This is a genomic window from Roseovarius sp. D22-M7 (assembly GCF_037083785.1).
GTDB lineage: Bacteria > Pseudomonadota > Alphaproteobacteria > Rhodobacterales > Rhodobacteraceae > Roseovarius.
The window spans coordinates 1-17756 of record NZ_JBAPKY010000060.1 but is presented as its reverse complement, the minus strand read 5'-3'; the positions used below and the strand labels follow the sequence as shown (position 1 = coordinate 17756).

Below are 17756 nucleotides of genomic sequence, written 5' to 3'. Positions count from 1 at the left end.
CCGTCCCGCGCATCGTCATCCCCCTACATGCCGTGCAAAGGGTGAATCACGTTCTCAAATCCATGTCGAGGCGGGGTTTTTCAGCAGCCTGTTAACTATTTGCTGTCCCTTATTTGCAGTGGCCTGAACTACCAAGTTGGCGACGTAAAGAAGGTCCCGTTCCCTCGGAGAAAATCTGTGACGTCGGTAGCCGGGAGCGAAGCGGCGCTTGTTGGTTTTGGCAAATCCGACTGGGACGCCTACGAAACCTCCTGGGATTTCAACACGCTCCCGCTGCTCTCGCCCGATCATCGCGGCGAGACGCTTGAGGCCACCTATACCCGCCTCCGCGCCCATTGGCAGGGCATTTCGGACGAGATGCAGCGGCTGGAGGAAGAGAACAACCGCATCTTCATCGACGCCTATGGTCTGCAAGACGAGCTGACCCCCGATGTGCCGATCGAGGAGATCACCGTCACCTGCAACCCCGCCTATCGCTATGGCGTGAAGAACGACACTGAAGCCAATGAGGCCCGCCTGCGCGCCGACACCATGGCCGAGTTCCTCAGCTATGCCGTAGGCTGCATGTTCGGGCGCTACAGCCTCGATGCACCGGGCCTGATCCTCGCCAATCAGGGCGAGCGGCTGGAGGATTACCTCGCCCGCGTCCCCGAGCCGCGCTTCATGCCCGATGCCGACAACGTGATCCCCGTGCTGGACGAGAACTGGTTCCCCGACGACATCGTCGAACGCTTCCGCCTGTTCCTGCGCGTGACCTTCGGCGAGGCGCATTTCCGCGAGAACCTGCGCTACATCGAGGACGCGCTCGGCAAGGACATCCGCAAGTATTTCACCAAGGATTTCTATGCCGACCACGTGAAGCGCTACAAGAAACGCCCGATCTACTGGATGTTCTCCAGCCCAAAGGGCACGTTCAACGCGCTGATCTACATGCACCGCTACCGGGGCGACACCGTGTCGGTCCTGCTCAACGACTACCTGCGCGAGTTCATCACCAAGCTGGAGGGTGAACGCGCGCGGCTTTACAAGCTCGCCGACGATCCGACCGCCACGCAGGGCCACCGCACCAAGGCGCTGAAGGACGCCGCCAAGCTCGCCACCCAGATCGACGAGCTGCACGAATGGGAGCGCGATGTCGTCTTCCCGCTGGCCCAGCAGAAGATCGAGATCGACCTCGATGACGGGGTGAAGGCGAACTATCCGAAGTTCGGCGACGCCTTGAAGAAGATCCCGGGGCTGAGCTGATGTTGTGTCAGCCCGCTGTACCCCTGATGCGCTACATGGCCGGATCGAATTTACAACCCGTTCTTCGAATAAGCGAAGGAGTTCCTTTATGAATGCTCAGCAGAGATTTTTCCCGAAGATCATCAATGGGGCCTCGCAGTTTATCATCCCGGTCTTCCAGCGTGATTACAGCTGGTCCGAGGAGAACTGCCGCCAGCTCTGGAAGGACCTGCTCGCCATTGCCGATGCCGGCCCGGATCGCGGTCATTTCATCGGATCCGTGGTCTACATTCAGACCGGCGACAGCTCTGCCGGTTTCACCCGGTGGCTGCTGATCGACGGACAGCAGCGGGTTACGACCCTGACGCTCCTGCTGACGGCATTGCGCGATCACATCCGGGAAACAGGATGGCAGGGCAGCGACGACGGCCCCACCGTGAAGCGGATCGACGCGTATTTCCTGCGCAACCTCCAGGAAGAAGGCGAGCGCGAGATCAAGCTGAAGCTGCGTCGCCATGATGACGCCACCCTGCAAGCCCTGATCAATGGGCAGCCCGAACCCGGAACGCCGTCGATCCGGATACGCGACAACTATGACCTCTTTCGTGAATTGCTCGAAGATGCCGATCCGGAGACGGTATATCGCGGGCTTAACCGCCTCTTGCTTGTGGACGTCACGCTCGACCGCGGCATTGACGACCCGCAGCTGATCTTCGAAAGCCTCAACTCCACGGGGGTGGATCTGAGTCCGTCGGACCTGATCCGGAACTTCATCCTGATGCGGCTTCCCGAGAAGGAGCAGACCCGCCTCTATGAAACCTACTGGAGCCGGATCGAAGAGCTGTTCCGGGGCAGCGAGCGGGTATTCGACAATTTCATCCGGGACTATCTCGCGCTGCGATCGCATTCCACGAAGCTCGAGCGGTCCGACCGGGTCTATGATGCATTCCGGCGCACCTTCGCGGATATCGGCGAGGACATTTCCGCGCTTGAGCAACTCCTGGCGGAACTGTTGCGTCGCGGGCGGCAATACGCAGCTTTCGCCGTCGGGGGCGGCAACGATGCACGCGCCCGTGCCTTTGCAAGCTTGCGGCGCCTCGGGGATGTTCCGGCCATCTTGGTCATGCGCCTGCTGGAGGCGCAGGAAACATCGAACACGCTAACCGATGCGGAACTTCTTGAGGCTATTGGGCTGCTGGAGAGCTACCTGTTGCGCCGCGCCGTGATCGGTGCCCAGACGCGTGGCTACGGGCTCGAGTTCGCGAAACTGGCCCAGAAGATCGACGAAACGCGCCCGCTTGCCTCACTCAAGGCGGCGATGGCGCGGATGCCCGCGTCGTACACATTCCCGCAGGATGATGTGTTCAGGGCTGCGCTCGAGGAGGGAGACATTTACCACAAACGGGTGTGCTTCCACCTGCTCGATGCGCTCGAAAATCGCGGCAGCAAGGAGATCAGCGACACCAGCAAGTACAGTATCGAGCACGTAATGCCGCAGAATGAGAAGCTGGTGGAGGCTTGGCGCAAGATGCTCGGACCCGAGTGGCAACAGATCCAGAAGACCTGGCTGCATCGATTGGGCAATCTCACACTGACAGGATACAACCCCACCTACAGTGATCGCCCATTTGAGGAGAAAAAGACAATCAAGGGCGGTTTTCTGCAGAGTTCTGTCCGGCTAAATCAGGATATCCGCGATAAACCCAAGTGGACGCCGCAGGAAATGGAACCTCGCGGCAAGCGCTTGGCGGATCGTGCCTTAAATATCTGGCCGCGCCTGGATGCCGACGAGGCCGTTATTCGCGCCATGGAACTCGAGGAACTCAAGGCCAAGGCACAGCGGCGCAGTATTTCCCAGGTTCCTATGAGTGCGGCTGCCGCGGCGCTCTTTGAGGCCCTCCGTGCCCAACTGCAGGTCGCGTTTCCAGACGTGATCGAGGCCGCAGAGCATAAGTCGGTCAGTTATCATGATCCGGAGTTTTTCCTGGAGGTGATACCGCGCAAACATGGCCTCGTTCTGGTCGTCGACCTGGATTTCAACGAGGTGGAGGCGAATGACGGATTGGCCGAGGACGCATCCGATCGCAGCTTTGTCATGTATGCGAGCCACCAGGGCGGCGTACTTGTTCACCTGCGGAACCCTACGCAAATCGACCGCGCCATGGCCATCGTGGCCCAGGCTCGTGCGCTGACATAGCGGATTAGAATTCCGCATGCGTAAAGAAGGATCGAGCAATATGCCACGATGCAATTCGAGAAATCGCCGGCTGCCACTGGCGGGCAGAACAGAGGCACGCACATGGCCGATAGAATAAGTGCGAGCCTGCGGCGGCTGTTCGAGGATCACCGGATCGTTTTCTGGTATGACGCCGCCCGCGACATGACGGCCGAGTATGAGGCGGTGGATTTGCCGGGGGTCGAGAAGGTCGAGATTGCGAACAACGAGTTCGGTCTGAAATACCGGATGCTGCGGCAGCATCCGAAGACGAAATTTCTTGTTTTCAAGGACGGGCCCGAGCCGGAGATGGCCGACAACTGGCTACTGGACCTGCAACTGGCGACCGCCGTGTTCAAAGCTGACCAAGCGGCGATCTGGCTGGCCGAACTGGGCCTGCCGGGCAAGTATGAGGCTGCTGTGCGAGACCACATGGCGTTTTATCGTTCTGCGGCCCGGTTGGACCGGCTGAAGACACTGGAGGCAGAGCAACCATCGGACTCCATCTCCGCTGTTCGGCGCAAGATGCTCGCCGTCTGCGCCGGTGCGGATGGGGCCCTGGACACCGTGATCGAGGCATTGCTGGGTGAGCTCGCCGAGGGCAGTGACGATGCCCTGCGCCTGATGGACCGCGCCCGGCTGACCGGGTTCTTCTGGAAACAGGTGGCGAACGCATACGGCTACGTCTCGGACGAGCCGGATTTCGAGGATTTCGCCATCACCCTTTTCCAATCCTGCTACTGCCGCGCCATGGGCGAGGACAGCAAGCTGAACGCCGAAGCCCTATTGGTTTTCCGGCGGTGGAAGAATAACCGCCTGGGCGCCGACGCCTTCGAGACCCTCAGCCGGAAATATCAGGACATCCTGCGCATCCCCGAGGATCTGCGGAATCGCGAGATCAAGGTTCTACGCCCGATCGACCATTTCGAAGAGATCGACCGTCAGATCATCCGGACCTTGGTGGCGGAGATGTCCAGCCAGACGGTCACCTCGGCCGAGGTGCTCAAGACCGTGCGTGAACGCCGCCAGAGCCACTGGTATCCGATCTACGCGGATGTCTACGAGGCCATCGGATATGCCACCGAGTTCCAGCAGGCGCTCTCGGAGGCGACCCTTGGAATGACCTCGCCCGCCGAAGGCATGAAACGGTACGTGACGAGCTGGTTCAGGATTGACCAGCTCTACCGCAAGTTCATCCACCACATGCAGAAGAGTGGCCAAGCCTCGCTTCTGGATGCGCTATTCCAGAGCGTCGAGAACCGCTATACGACCAATTTCCTTTTGACCGTGAACGACGCCTGGCAGGATCAGGTCGCGAAGATGACCGACTGGTCTGTGCAAGGCTATGCGAAACAATCGGATTTCTACATGGACCAGGCGGCGGAGTTCCGTCGCCGTGACCAGAAGGTCGTTGTGATCGTCTCGGATGCGCTGCGCTATGAGGTTGCCGAAGAATGCCTGCGCGAGATCCGAAAATTGAACCGTTTCGATGCGGATCTCAAACCGATGATCGCGGCATTGCCCAGCTATACCCAGCTCGGGATGGCCGCGCTCTTGCCGAACAAGGATCTGACGCTTTCTGACGATGCCGCCGTGTTGTCATTCGGCAGCCCGACACAAGGAACCCCGAACCGCGAAAAGATCCTCGGCCAGGGGCGCAATGGCGATCGGGTGAAGGCCATGAAGGCCGAGGAGTTCATGAACATCAAGGCGGACGACGGCAAGGCGCTGTTTCGCGACCATGACGTCCTGTATCTCTACCACAACCGGATCGACATCGTCGGCGACAAGCTGGCGACCGAGGATCGCGTGACGGAGGCCGCCGAGGATGCGATTCAGGATCTGACCAAGCTTGTCCGCAAGCTGACGACCGCGAATTTCTCAAACATCCTGATCACCGCAGATCATGGGTTCCTCTACCAGCATCGCGCCCTTGACGAGACCGAGTATTCGGTCGCCGACCCGACCGGGAGCGATATCCTCGCAAAGAACCGCCGGTTCGTGATCGGGCGCGGTCTGAACGAAACGGCCGGCATGAAGAAGTTCACAGCCGGGCAGCTTGGCTTGTCTGGCGCTCTGGATGTCCTGATCCCGAATTCCATCAACCGGATGCGGATCAAGGGCGCCGGCAGCCGCTTTGTCCATGGCGGGGCCACGTTGCAGGAAGTCGTCATCCCCGTCCTGCGGGTAGGCAAACGGCGCGAGGCTGATGTCGGCAAGGTCGAGGCCCAGATCATCGCACCGAGCCGCAACCTGATTTCCTCCGGACAGACATCGGTCGCCCTCTACCAGGCGCAGCCGGTGTCCGAAAAGCAGCAGCAACGTGATCTCTTGGCCGGAATCTATTCCCAGGACGGCACGCTTATTTCCGATGAGCACCAAGTGATCTTCGACTTCACGTCGCAGAACCCAAGGGAACGTGAATTGCCGATCACCTTCCTGCTCTCGCGCGAGGCCGACCGCTTCAACAACCAAGATGTCTTCCTGAAGCTGCGCGAGCGCGTCGGCAAGACCAGCCATTTCGAGGAATACGCGAGCCATCGTTTCCAGCTGCGCCGCGGGATCTCGACCGATTTCGATTTTTAAGGAGCGTGACATGAGCTCTCTCGATGACAAGATCAACGAACACTTTGCCGGCTATGTCGTCCGCAAGGACCTGGTAAAGGCGGTAAAGGGCAATGCGATCGTCCCGACCTACGTGCTCGAATACCTGCTTGGCCAGTACTGCGCGACCGATGACGAGGCCTCGATCCACAGCGGCATCGAGACGGTGAAAGATATCCTGCGAAAGCACTACGTCCATCGCAACGAGGCCGGCCTGATCCAGTCCACGATCAGGGAGCGTGGGCGCTACAAAGTGATCGATCAAGTGAGCGTTTCTCTCAATCAGAACACCAACTGCCATGAGGCGGTTTTCGATAATCTTGGCATCAAGAAGGTTGCCATTGATGACGCCAATGTGAAAGCAAATCCAAAGCTGCTTGTCACGCCGGTCTGGTGTATCGTCGACGTTCAGTACGAGTATTCCGAGGATACAAGAATTTCCCCTTGGATCATTGATGTCATCAAGCCGATCCAGATCGCGAAGGTCGACTACGAGGGTTACAAGGTAGCGCGAGGGGAGTTCACGAAGGACGAGTGGATCGACCTGCTGATGCAGTCCATCGGATTCAATCCAGAAGCCTTCGGGCGGCGAAGCAAACTGCTTCAGCTGATGCGTCTCATCCCCTTCGTGGAACGCAACTACAACATCATCGAGCTTGGCCCCAAAGGTACCGGCAAGTCACATATCTACTCAGAGTTCTCGCCTCATGGTCAGCTGATCTCCGGTGGCGAAGTGACGATCCCGAAGCTTTTCGTGAACAATTCAAACGGGCGGATCGGCCTGGTCGGGTATTGGGACGTGGTGGCCTTCGACGAATTCGCTGGTCGTGAGAAAACCGCCAACAAGGCGCTCGTCGACATCATGAAGAACTACATGGCGAACAAGACGTTCTCCCGTGGGGTGAACCCTATGGGCGCCGAGGCAAGCTTCGCCTTTGTCGGCAACACCGACCACAACGTTCCCTTCATGCTCAAGAACAGCGACCTCTTCGAAGCCTTGCCACCGCAGTTTCACGACTCCGCCTTCATCGACCGCCTGCACGCCTACCTGCCGGGCTGGGAGGTGGACGTGATACGGAGCGAGATGTTCACCCGCAGTTTCGGCTTCATCGTCGATTACCTGGCCGAAATCCTGCGACACCTGAGGCAGGAAGATTTCTCCAACCGAGCCGATCAGTATTTCAGCATTAGTGAGAAGATTTCCACCCGGGACCGCGATGCCGTCTACAAGACGATGTCTGGCCTGCTGAAGGTGCTCTTCCCGGCCGGCGGTGAAAGTGCGGAGGATGTCGAGGAATTGATGCAACTCGCGCTCGAGAGCCGGAAGCGCGTCAAGGATCAGTTGTTCCGGATTGACGCGACCTACCCGGAAGTCGACTTCTTCTACACCGGATCAGATGGCGAAAAGCGGCGGGTTCAAACCGTGGAAGAGCAGGAATTTCCTCAGTTCTACCACAGAAAGCCAGACCGGGATCCCAAACAGGAAGCTACCGATGGTCAGGACACCGATGGAGATGTGATCGAAATCAACCCAGATGCACAGGCACCGTCATCCGCAACCGTACCCACGCAGCCAAAGCTCGAGGAAGGCCATTTCACTTTCGCCGAAAACCGAAAGGGTGTCAGTTTCGACAGGCTCTTCGGGGCCTACATGGCTGGGGCCACTCGGATCATTGTGACCGATCCTTACATACGCAAGCCATACCAGGTTCGAACCATGATGGAATTTGTGGAAATGATCATCCGGCGCAAATCACCCGAGGATCAAATCTCCGTGCATCTGGTCACCGGTCCACATGAGGGCGACATCCAGAAGCAACGCGAGCTGCTCGACAGCATCACCGAAGCTTGCACTGGCGCGGGTGTCGATTTCACCTGGGCCTTCGACACCACCGGAACGGCGCACGCTCGGGATATCGTGACCAATACGGGCTGGAAGATCGTGCTGGATCGCGGCCTGGATATTTTCCAGGCTCCGGTGCGTCGAGAGGGCTTCAGCCTTGGAGATCGCCTACAGGAGCACCGCATGCTGAAGGGGTTCTATGTGACCTATGTCCGCCAATAGCTCCAGGTTCGTGTCGGTTGTGGTCTACGCGCCGGACGCGCCTAATGGACGGACAAAATGTAGGGCCCGCTCAAGCCTCGGTGAACCCGGCAACCCACACAGATCAAGAAGAGACCTTCATTTTCCAGCTCCCTCCTTTTGGGAGAGAGCTGGTCCGAGGGATCAATCAGTGATCCGCGTTCGCCGTTTCGAATGCGGTTAACGCATCTTCGAGTATTTCTGCGATCAAGTCGAGAGTGGCGCCGTTTTTCGTGGTGCGTAACTCAAGCTTGTATGGATCGAGATTATCCGCCTGATTCCATTGCTCTTCGCCGATAAATCGTTCGTATTCGGCCCTCCGGCGCACTGCATGCAGCATCGACTTACAAGCTGCTAACCTTTGGGTATCGGTCGATTCCGGGTTCAGCATGTCGCTGTAGGTTGAAAGACTTGAGCAGAAATTCTGTCCTCCAGGCCTGGTTGGAAACCTGAGCAGTCTCAGCAGTTGGGCTGCCTTGATCGCAAGCCTACGGCCTTTTGCGATTGGGTTTTCTGTAAAGTTCATCAGACCACCTCCTCGTGAGATCCGAAACCGGCCCGTGCGATTGCGCCGAGCGCCTTGATGCCTGTTTCCAGGGCCTCTGCACAAATGCGCGCCTCATCTGCACGAGCATCGTCCGGATGCACCATTGCGAACCGGTTCGCCTCTTCGCAGAATGGATCATCAAGATACTCGAGTTCAAGCAGCCGACGAAGCAGCTTAAGATCATCGAGCACCTCGATCGCCGATGCGCCATGAGTGATAGCCGTAACGACATTGTCCGCGCGGGTCTTCCACGTCGAGCCGCCCAGTAGGTCCGCGGCAGCAATCAGACTGTCGCCTTCCTCGCGAAGCCACGCCTCGAAAGCAGCGGCCAGTTGCGCGCACCGGAGCAGTATACGCGCTTGGTTGGTTTGGATATTCATAGTACTTCCTTCTCTGGGATGCGCGGCCCCGATTTGGGCTGCGTCAAAAGGGTGTGCTCATGACCCTTGCGTCATTTCGGGGACGCTCCCGTAGTTTTCCCATTCCAATCCTCTCGTTTCTGCGGGTTTCAATTCAATCTGTTTTGCGTTGTCCAAATATTATTGGCTCTTTTCTACTTTCACGAAGCATTTTTTTCATTTAACAAGAGACGACGCCGTTTGAGTTGAAGACTTTCACAAAGAGTCGCGCTCATACCGCTCATTCTTCGGGAAATCTCATGTCCAATCACATTACGCGGGAAACTGGTCAAAACAGGTCCCACCGTTTTTCGCGGAGCCATCTGCTTAAACTTGTAACGCCCAGCGATCCATGTAGCGTTCAAATGGAATGGCAAAGGCCGCCTGCGTAGCTTGGTCTGTCGACCCATGTACGTTTCTCAAAGGTTCAGATGGTCAATCCTATGTCTGCACCGAGGGCTTGCGGTCGCGGATTTCGGGAGCGCCGCCTCTTAGATCAGAGTGTAGGAACCCTAAGGACTCTCGTCGTAAACGAGGGCGGACCGAGGGGGCAGATCAATGGTTATAGAGTTTGAGTGTTTCATTGGGATCACCTCTCTTGGCGGCGCGGCTCGGATCCTCGCGCGGCCTCAAAAGAAGGGCCGCGCAAGAGTCAGAGCCGGTCACGCTTGATCTTGCCCTTTTCAGATCCTCAAAAACGGTGTTCAAAAAACAAACAAGTTCAGAAACTGAAGCCCCTTGGCACAACTCGAGCGGTTTTGTGGTCGAAAAAACCTTGCAGCGCTGAACAACGCGATCCACAAGTTCGGCCCGCCCGCGACCATGTACACCGACCAGGACAAACCGTTCATATCGTTCGCCCGGATCGACCCACTGTTACTGGTTGTAATCCGGATCTCGATGGACCGACAGGGCCGAAGAGTCAGACGTTTCGCGCTGGCATAAAATCACGCCAGAAACTGTCCAAAGAACCGGGGTTGCGTTAATTGTTGATTATTTCTGCGAGAGCCTCGATCCCTTGCAATAGCCGCAGCTTCGATGCGAGAACTTCATAGTCTTTTTGGGAGATCAGTGTCTTGTGCTGTAGGACGATGGAGATCGTAGTCCGATCAGCACCATTCTTGATAAGATGATCTGTCCAAACTGTCCGAAAAATGTGGGGAGAATAGCCGACCAGTTCTTTGAGACTTGAAGTCATCAGCCCTTTAGAGAGCAGGCGCCCAGTCTTCCAGTCGGCCCAAATGGATCGACCACAATGTTCCGAATAAGCTTGCCACAAAAAACTTGCGCTTGCGCCCTGAAGCAACGTGGCGTCGAGGATGGGCGTGACTTCGGAGGGAAGGCGCAGCGGTTCGACATGATCGCCAGTCTTCTCCGTATCCAAGCTTGTGAGGCCCCATCCGCCAAGCAGCCGGACCAGTTCATGGCCATAACGCAGTCTGACCAAGTCAGATCTCCGCAATGGGTAGCTGCAGAGCAACGCTACGATCCCGGCTGCGTTTAACAAACGCGTTCGAGTCTTGACCGATACGTCTTCAGAGTCGCGTACAAGCTGAACTGCTTTCGAAAAGAGTTCTGGCAGAGACGTGGGCTGCTCGAACAGCCGTCGTTCCTTTTTCTTCGGCTCCTTTTTAGCCTCTTGATGGTATGCATTCGCGTCAATTAAAAGATCAGCGCGCAACTGTTGATCTTGTACGAAATCTGCCAGCGTCTCGAATGTCCGGGCTATATAGATCGCGCTCCAGCTCTGGTCCTCTTTGAACAGATTATCTTCCCTGGGCCGCTGTAGTTGGCTTTTTCCAGATCGACCATTCATGAATTTTTTATGTGCGTTTTGAGCAAAAATATTGATCGCATTTCTATCGAGTGAGAAGGAATAGCCTTCGATCACGAGCACTTTTTCGAACCGGCTGAGAACACCGCGTTGCTCCTTTTTCTTAGTACCAGAATACGGTCGCCCTTTGCTACCGGGTTTCCTCTGTCGCTTTGCCTCGACCAATGATGTAATGGTCTCGTTGATTGGTCGTGATGATCGCGCGACCGGACGTCTTGTTGGCCTTAACGATCTGATTGCTTTACGCAACGTGTTTGCCTCAGGTGATCCCGGGAAAAACATTTCGATCATCGCCGCCGCCCGTCCCAGAACTTCGCAACAATGTTTTTCTCCAGGCGAGTGCCGCCAAAACGCGGAACGTATGTCCGTCTCCCTCGCCGGAAGCGCCCCAAAGCGATCGACTACCCTGAGATAATGATCCAAAGCCTTGACGTCTTTGCGCGTGATCTCTCCGCACTGCAAGGCACGCTGACCGAGTATCCGCACGCGGGGTGGCACGTGACGCGCCATGAGAATTTCGTTGGCAGTACGAACATCGCGAAAACCCTCCAGAAGGTCGTCGCGCAGTTTTTTATCGTCCCGCTTTTGCGCCACAAGAACCAGCTTGTTGGCGTAAGAATTGGCAACGGTCCAACTCAACTCGTGTCTCATTACATCTCGATGCGTAAGTATCGCATCACATGAAAGAAAAATTTGATCTGTAGCCGCGCAATATTCGATATGGCGGATTGCCGCATTAAGCAGATGACTGCGCCCGAGCGGCGCCTGAGTCTTCTTTAACGTTGCCGTGTATTCTGAAGCCCATTCTTGCGGCCAAGACGATGGGATGGGATGGTTGGAATTCATATTTCGAGTTCCCTATAGATTGTCGCGATTTCGTCGATCGCCTTCTGGCGCAAACGGCTTCGATTGATGTGGACGTATTTCTCGCGAACGGTTTGAACGGTGACACCAAGGATTTCAGCGATCACCTCGACAGGGATCCCCCGCGCATACAGGATCGACCCTGCAAGATGCCGAACCATATGTGCATCAAGAGCAAGGCCCGCTTCCTTGGAATATCGTTGATATTTATCCGCCATTGGTTCGCGCGTTATTCCGCCAAACAGAAGGTGCTTTGACTTGTTGGCGCCACGAACCTTGTGCTCGAGTACCAGATGGTGAACGTTATCCAGATACCATTTCATCACGATTTTCGGATCCAACGATCGGGAAGCCAGAAGCGGAACGCCGGAAAAAAGATGATGATTCTTGACGATATATCCGGGAACGTCGACCCGGATGGGGGCGCCAGGGTCTTCCGGTTGGATGATGTCTGGCCTTGTTCCGAACGCCGAGAGCTTAATCACGCTGTCCAGCCGTAGAGGAAAGCGCGTTGTAATCATTGTCTTGACCGCGAGCATGGACAGGTCCAGTGCCCTCCCTTGGAGTTTTGAAAGCCGGCCCTTACCTGGCGCAGGCCCGATTTCATCCCAGCGATCGATCAGATCCTTGGCCTCAGAATAGAAGCGTTCGGGCATACCGTAGAAAATGCTCTGCTGTTCGGGGCTATCCACGAATTCCAACACTACGTCACGCTTCCACCTTGCCTTGGCGGTTTTGAAATGTTTTGGATTACTGAGAATATCGGAGTCGAAAAAATTCATGCCGATTCCGGATTTGTATCCTTGAAAGATCGTGTCGAGGAAATTGACGACTGTCCTGATCCGGTTTCCCCGCGTTTCGGCTTGGGTTCTGCGCTGAAGCGCGCCTGCGGCATCGAGCTTGGCGATTTCAAGCAACAAAGATGGCACTGCGACGCGATCCCAGGGGAAGGGGCCGTTTTCCGGCACAATGCCGGATACAACCAGCCCGTGATGGAACCAGTCGATCGCCTGACGGATCGATTTGGCGCGCTTTTTCCCAATACGATCATGGGTTGAGATCGCAAAGTCTGTCGTCCCGAGACGCGCTCGTTGCTCGCCCTTGAGAAGTTGCTGGATATAGCGATCACGTGCCTCGGCGAAAGCCGGATGGACCGCCGGTGTTTTCCATTGGCCTGCACAGTATACGTCCGACAGGTCAGCGAACCGCTCCGGCGGCAGGACCTCCAGCGGTACCTTGCCGGAATCGCGCAGTTCATCGATGCGCGCGGCAGCCTGCCTGATCGTCGCAGCTCGTCCGGCCGGTGATCTCGCTATCTGGTTCCTGATCCAGTCCGGTGTTGCCCTGTCTAAGTCGATATTGTTTTCGCGGCAAAGCATGATGAACGATGTGACCGGGATGGTCTCGCTGCCCGACAAAAGAGGCTGGCCATCGACGCCAGCGCCGATCGCCTCGAGGAGTCGCGTACCAATGTCTTGTCTGGTCTTGAGAGCGCAACGCGATTTGCGGCGCCCCGAAACATGATCGAAGAACCTCTTCACGTTTGATTGCCACGTGTAAAAGGACTCGTAGGTCTTGAAGCCGCAATTCACCGGATAGGTCTTCGTCCGCTTGTAGGGGGTGACGAGCCGCTCCAATTCCTCGCCATCGCAGAGTATCGTCCCCGAATGGTCTTCGGGTGTGATATGCGGGTATACCCGCGCGGCGGTGGTCAGCGAGCCTCGGATCTTCTTCCAAGTACCTTCCGTCCAGGGAGTGTCGAGGATGCCGGCTTCAACGGCGCCAAGGGCTTCTTCAACAGTGACAGAGTTCGTGTCGTGACGTGTGTGATTGGTCATTTCAGCTGTGCTCCGTGCAAGGTGGCGAGGGACGCTTCACAGAAGAGCGTCCGCTGTCGCATTGGATTGTGTGATGACGAATAATTTTGATGATGAGGCATCACTGCCGGCAAATGACGAAACCACCCGTGCGGATTACCGACGTAAATCCGCCCGAGTGTTTTCGTCATTCTGGTCCAGTGACGCATATTTTGATCAATGCAGAAAAACATCGTCACTCACCCTTCGAAGGACGGGAGTGGCGGGCTTCGCTTTGTTCTATTTCCCTGATCGTAGGACGGAAGAGCCAACGATGGCCGATCTTGATACCAGGTCTTCCGCGCCCCTCCCTTGCTCTCACGCGATGGGTCTCCGGGTGGTGGGGCCGGAGCCGGTCTTCAAGCGCCGCAAGGTCCTCGATGCTCAACAGCGGAGCAGCGAGCACCTTGCGATCATCATCTGTCCCGAGCGCCCATGCCGCGAGCGGATCGGCAAACCCTTCGCGTTCAAGAAGGTCGATGAGACTGAAGGCTGGATGGCCTCCATCCGTGACGCTGTTCAGTCCATGTTTCTTCCTGAAGCGGTCAACTGTCGCGCGGCTGCAGTGCCAGCGGCGTTGTACGTCGCGGTTCGACAACACCGGTGGCGGGTGCATGGACAACATCCTGGCGAGCTGCCGAGTGTTATTCTGATCATTGCAGGGTGCACGGGTCATATGATCATCTCCTTCTTGGAAGGAGATCGGTCCGTTTCCATGCGCACAAAAACGGGCGCGTCAATATACTTCCCTGAGGCATTCCTCGCGTTAGGCACCCACTTGCACCGCCTTCGAAGCCGCTTTTGCTGTAGGGGAAATTGACCGGATATTGCCCAAATCCGGTGCAATTCCGTGCTGTTCGGTGCGCTTTGAGCAGGTTTTTGACGGTAGGGAGGTTTTTGCGTATGAGGGCGGTTTTGCCTTGTAATCCCCTTGTTTGCTTGGTTATACGCGTTGGTGGAGACGTGGCCGAGCGGTCGAAGGCGCTCCCCTGCTAAGGGAGTAACGGGGAAACCCGTTCGTGGGTTCGAATCCCATCGTCNTGGAGACGTGGCCGAGCGGTCGAAGGCGCTCCCCTGCTAAGGGAGTAACGGGGAAACCCGTTCGTGGGTTCGAATCCCATCGTCTCCGCCATTTTCCCCAAGGCTATATTTTGCTCTTAATTACAGTCGTTTAAGGGTTCATCTTGTAGCCCTTACCACCCACGTTGGCCACCCACGATATCTTAGCAGGGGAGCGCCTTCGACCGCTCGGCCACTGAACACGGCTGGAGCATACGGTTGAAGTCTATGGTTGCCTTGTCGCCCTTCGCTGGTAGGGTCAATCTCATGTGAGGTTACTGGTTCGACCAAGAGCTGGCCCGGTTTGGTAAAGGTAACAAAGATACTGTGGCAAATTGTACTGAGTGCGGGAGAAAACTTCACTTGTTTGAAGCCGGTTCCGGGGGTCTTTGCACTCAGTGTGCACGTGGCTTTGAACGCAGACGCGAACTGATTGAAGCCGAAGAGGTCTTGGAGCAGGCGAGGCAGCGTGAGGCCGAGGCCGAAGCTATCATGCTGACCACTGAAACCTACCCTCAGGGTCTGAACATCATTGAGCGTGTCGAGATTGTCACGGCTGAGTGCGCCTTTGGCATGAACATATTCAAAGACCTGTTCTCCGGCGTCAGGGATATAGTTGGTGGTCGGTCTGAGGCGGTCCAGAAGACGCTTCGGGATACACGGCGCACTGCCCTGCTCGAACTGAAGAAGGAAGCCTATGAGGTCGGTGCAAACGCTGTGATAGCCGTGGACCTCGACTACGTTGAACTGAGCGCCTCAGGGAACATGGTTCTACTGGTGGCGAGTGGAACTGCTGTGAGGATTGAAGAATGAAGCGTTTCTATATTTTGACTTTTATAACTGGATTTATGGCTGCTTGCGCCATCACACCAGAAGCAACCATGATGAGCAGAGAAACAGGCGCTACGGGAACAGGAGTTCTCGAAAACGTTGCGTTTGGTAATTCTGGCCCAATGAATGTTTCGTTCAAGAATCAGAACTTCACTGGACAGTGGGTCGCTGTGCGAAATCCCGGAAGCACGTCTTTCGGACTTTTGTCAACTTATGGCATTGGCGGTTTCGGCGTCGGGAGTGCTGTCACACAGTCAGACAGTGGATATGGCACGGCGTTACTATCCTCCAACACTGGGGATTCTATGCGTTGCGAGTTCCGCTATAGTTTGGTGACCATCACAGCTACTGGGGTTTGCCAAAAGCAAGATGGTGAAATATTTGACTTACAGGTAGGGTGAATATCTAATTTGTATATGATTTCTTCCAGAGCGTAAAATGAAGTATCAAACTCAAGATATCCAGCAAAAACGGCATGCAAAGCAGCTAGGGAAAGGTTGCAGGCAAGAACCTAAGACATTTGAGCTAGTTGCTTATGAGTGATTTCGAAGTCGTAGCTATTATACTGTTTGCCGTACTCGCAGGTGTCATTGTTGTGGTGTTATTGAAGGGGGTTGTCCCGGGCGATATGACCGGCGCAACAGGCGTATTGACCTTGGACGATGCCGCCGACAAGATAAAATTAGCCGACCTTAGTGAGCTTCAAGCAGGCGAAGTGTATCTAGTCGTAATCCTACGTCAAAGTGGGGCACTGTCGCGCTACGAACCTCATTTTACGCCTGAAGATGCAAAGACAGCAATGAAGTCTGCATACAGGCGGGCAAAAGTGGACCATATCAGAATCAACAAAAATACCCCGCGAAACGTCGAGACTTGGCGAGGAATGTATCATGGTAAAGGTACAAGAGAAGGTCGTCGATTGGGCGGCGTCTCTATTATTGTAACATCACCAGATAAAGGGTAGACAGCGTTGATACCATTTTGCGGATTAGAAAGGCGAATAAATGGATAATGAGCCAAAAGCCAAATGCCTTTATTTTGTAAATGAAGGATACTTGATGCCAAATAATGATAGGGGTGGACCACGCTCCTTCACTACTAGAGCAAGACGGCGCAATAAATGCAATCATCCCGAACACCCATCAAATCAAGGTGCGTTAGCACCCGTTAGATGTACAGGAAATTTAAGTCTTTGTGAAGTTCCATCTTGGAAAGCTAAGGCATTTGGAGAATAGTCTTACATATAGGAGGGACAGTTCATACAGACAGTCTAAAGGGCTTGATGACTTCAGGTAAACGTTTCGTTGCTTGCATCATGCCAACTGAAAACTAGATCATCAATCCCAAAGGCATTTAGTTTTTCTCGGGTGTTCAGTTGGATTCCGAGCCGTTGCAATCTCTGGCTGTATTTCGCCGAGGGGCCCCATACCTAAAGTGGAACCCCTATGGCAATTAAGTCAGTAGTGCTTACGCACTGGCAAGAATCCGGTAGAGGCTGGCCTTACTAATCCCCACCTGCTGACAGACCTTGGCCTTGCTCATGCCTGTAGCTAACAGAGCCTTCACACTGTCAGCCTTGGCCATAGCTGTTGGCTTGCGTCCGGTGTACTTCCCGTCTGCCTTGGCCTTCTGAATGCCTTCCTTCTGACGCTCCAGCATCATCTCACGCTCGAACTGGGCCACTGAACCCATAACATTCAGCATCATTTTCCCTGTAGCTGTCGTGGTGTCGACCTGTTGGCCACCCATTGAGAGTATGACCAGACCAGAGCCCTTGGATTCGAGGGTTTCCAGTAGGTCTCCAATGTGACGCACTGAGCGTGCCAGACGGTCCAGCTTTGCCACTACCAACTTGTCACCCTTGCGAAGTGACTTGATGGCTGAGTCCAGCTGCTGACGTTCACCGACTGAAGACACCTGTTCCTTGTAGACTTCTTCACAGCCATATGCATTCAGGTCTCTCACCTGTGCGTCTAGCCCTGCGTCCTGCTCTACTGTTGACGTTCTCGCATATCCTACCAGCATCGTCTCACCCCCATTTTATCAGTAGCCTCTAAAGATATTTTGAGAATAGCCTCAATAGGGTCCGAATGCAAGTGTTTTGAAACGGTTTTCTCACACGTCGCTAGGGCAGGCTCTATTGCGACGGTGTCAATGTGCATTCAAAACTGACCCGGTGTGATCATCCAAAAATGACCCACCCCGGAGGTGGCAAAGCCCACAGGCGAGCGGCCACCAAAT

General features: G+C 55.6%; 13 protein-coding genes and 2 tRNA genes. 9 read left to right on the top strand and 6 right to left on the bottom strand.

Annotated features, from left to right (window positions below):
- Nucleotides 1-177: 177 nt before the first annotated feature.
- The 4 genes from V8324_RS18400 (at nucleotide 178) to brxL (ending at nucleotide 8108) form a co-directional block, all read left to right on the top strand.
- The gene (locus V8324_RS18400) at nucleotides 178-1245 is read left to right on the top strand and encodes a hypothetical protein (RefSeq protein WP_336421373.1); all 1068 of its coding nucleotides are present in this window, start codon (nucleotides 178-180) and stop codon (nucleotides 1243-1245) included.
- A gap of 88 nt (nucleotides 1246-1333) precedes the next feature.
- Nucleotides 1334-3421, top strand: a complete 2088-nt coding sequence (locus V8324_RS18395) for a DUF262 domain-containing protein (RefSeq protein ID WP_336421372.1) — start codon at nucleotides 1334-1336, stop codon at nucleotides 3419-3421.
- A 102-nt stretch (nucleotides 3422-3523) separates the two neighbouring features.
- Entirely contained in the window at nucleotides 3524-6025 is a 2502-nt protein-coding gene (gene pglZ / locus V8324_RS18390; RefSeq protein ID WP_336421371.1) for a BREX-1 system phosphatase PglZ type A, read from the top strand.
- Nucleotides 6026-6035: 10 nt separating this feature from the next.
- Nucleotides 6036-8108 (top strand): BREX system Lon protease-like protein BrxL, encoded by a 2073-nt coding sequence (gene brxL, locus V8324_RS18385; protein ID WP_336421370.1) that lies wholly within the window; start codon nucleotides 6036-6038, stop codon nucleotides 8106-8108.
- A gap of 166 nt (nucleotides 8109-8274) precedes the next feature.
- Here the strand turns inward: brxL and V8324_RS18380 are convergent, their stop codons facing one another.
- The 5 genes from V8324_RS18380 to V8324_RS18360 all read right to left on the bottom strand — a co-directional run bounded on the left by V8324_RS18380 (nucleotide 8275) and on the right by V8324_RS18360 (nucleotide 14301).
- Entirely contained in the window at nucleotides 8275-8652 is a 378-nt protein-coding gene (locus tag V8324_RS18380) for a hypothetical protein (protein WP_336421369.1), read from the bottom strand.
- A complete protein-coding gene (locus V8324_RS18375) occupies nucleotides 8652-9053 on the bottom strand; it encodes a hypothetical protein (protein WP_336421368.1) in 402 nt (133 codons plus the stop codon). The genes V8324_RS18380 and V8324_RS18375 overlap by 1 nt, the downstream gene beginning before the upstream one ends.
- Nucleotides 9054-10053: 1000 nt before the next feature.
- The gene (locus V8324_RS18370) at nucleotides 10054-11751 is read right to left on the bottom strand and encodes a hypothetical protein (protein ID WP_336421367.1); all 1698 of its coding nucleotides are present in this window, start codon (nucleotides 11749-11751) and stop codon (nucleotides 10054-10056) included.
- Entirely contained in the window at nucleotides 11748-13607 is a 1860-nt protein-coding gene (locus V8324_RS18365; protein ID WP_336421366.1) for a tyrosine-type recombinase/integrase, read from the bottom strand. Before V8324_RS18365 ends, V8324_RS18370 begins: the two co-directional genes overlap by 4 nt.
- A gap of 214 nt (nucleotides 13608-13821) precedes the next feature.
- On the bottom strand, nucleotides 13822-14301 hold the full coding sequence (locus V8324_RS18360; RefSeq protein WP_336421365.1) for a hypothetical protein: 480 nt from the start codon (nucleotides 14299-14301) through the stop codon (nucleotides 13822-13824).
- 281 nt (nucleotides 14302-14582) lie between these two features.
- Here V8324_RS18360 and V8324_RS18355 point away from each other — a divergent pair.
- From V8324_RS18355 to V8324_RS18335, 5 genes are all read left to right on the top strand, one after another.
- Nucleotides 14583-14669: transfer RNA gene (locus V8324_RS18355), tRNA-Ser, on the top strand.
- Nucleotides 14668-14757: transfer RNA gene (locus V8324_RS18350), tRNA-Ser, on the top strand. The genes V8324_RS18355 and V8324_RS18350 overlap by 2 nt, the downstream gene beginning before the upstream one ends.
- A gap of 254 nt (nucleotides 14758-15011) precedes the next feature.
- Nucleotides 15012-15497: a YbjQ family protein gene (locus tag V8324_RS18345; RefSeq protein WP_442970578.1), complete on the top strand. Its 486-nt coding sequence runs from the start codon at nucleotides 15012-15014 to the stop codon at nucleotides 15495-15497.
- Nucleotides 15494-15916 carry a hypothetical protein gene (locus V8324_RS18340; protein WP_336421363.1) on the top strand — a complete coding sequence of 141 codons (423 nt, stop codon included), beginning with the start codon at nucleotides 15494-15496 and terminating at the stop codon, nucleotides 15914-15916. The genes V8324_RS18345 and V8324_RS18340 overlap by 4 nt, the downstream gene beginning before the upstream one ends.
- A gap of 134 nt (nucleotides 15917-16050) precedes the next feature.
- A complete protein-coding gene (locus tag V8324_RS18335; RefSeq protein ID WP_336421362.1) occupies nucleotides 16051-16479 on the top strand; it encodes a hypothetical protein in 429 nt (142 codons plus the stop codon).
- Nucleotides 16480-16982: 503 nt separating this feature from the next.
- On the opposite strand, the gene V8324_RS18330 is transcribed toward V8324_RS18335, so the two are convergent.
- Complete coding sequence (locus V8324_RS18330; protein ID WP_336421361.1) at nucleotides 16983-17540, bottom strand: recombinase family protein; 558 nt, start codon at nucleotides 17538-17540, stop codon at nucleotides 16983-16985.
- Nucleotides 17541-17756 lie beyond the last annotated feature (216 nt).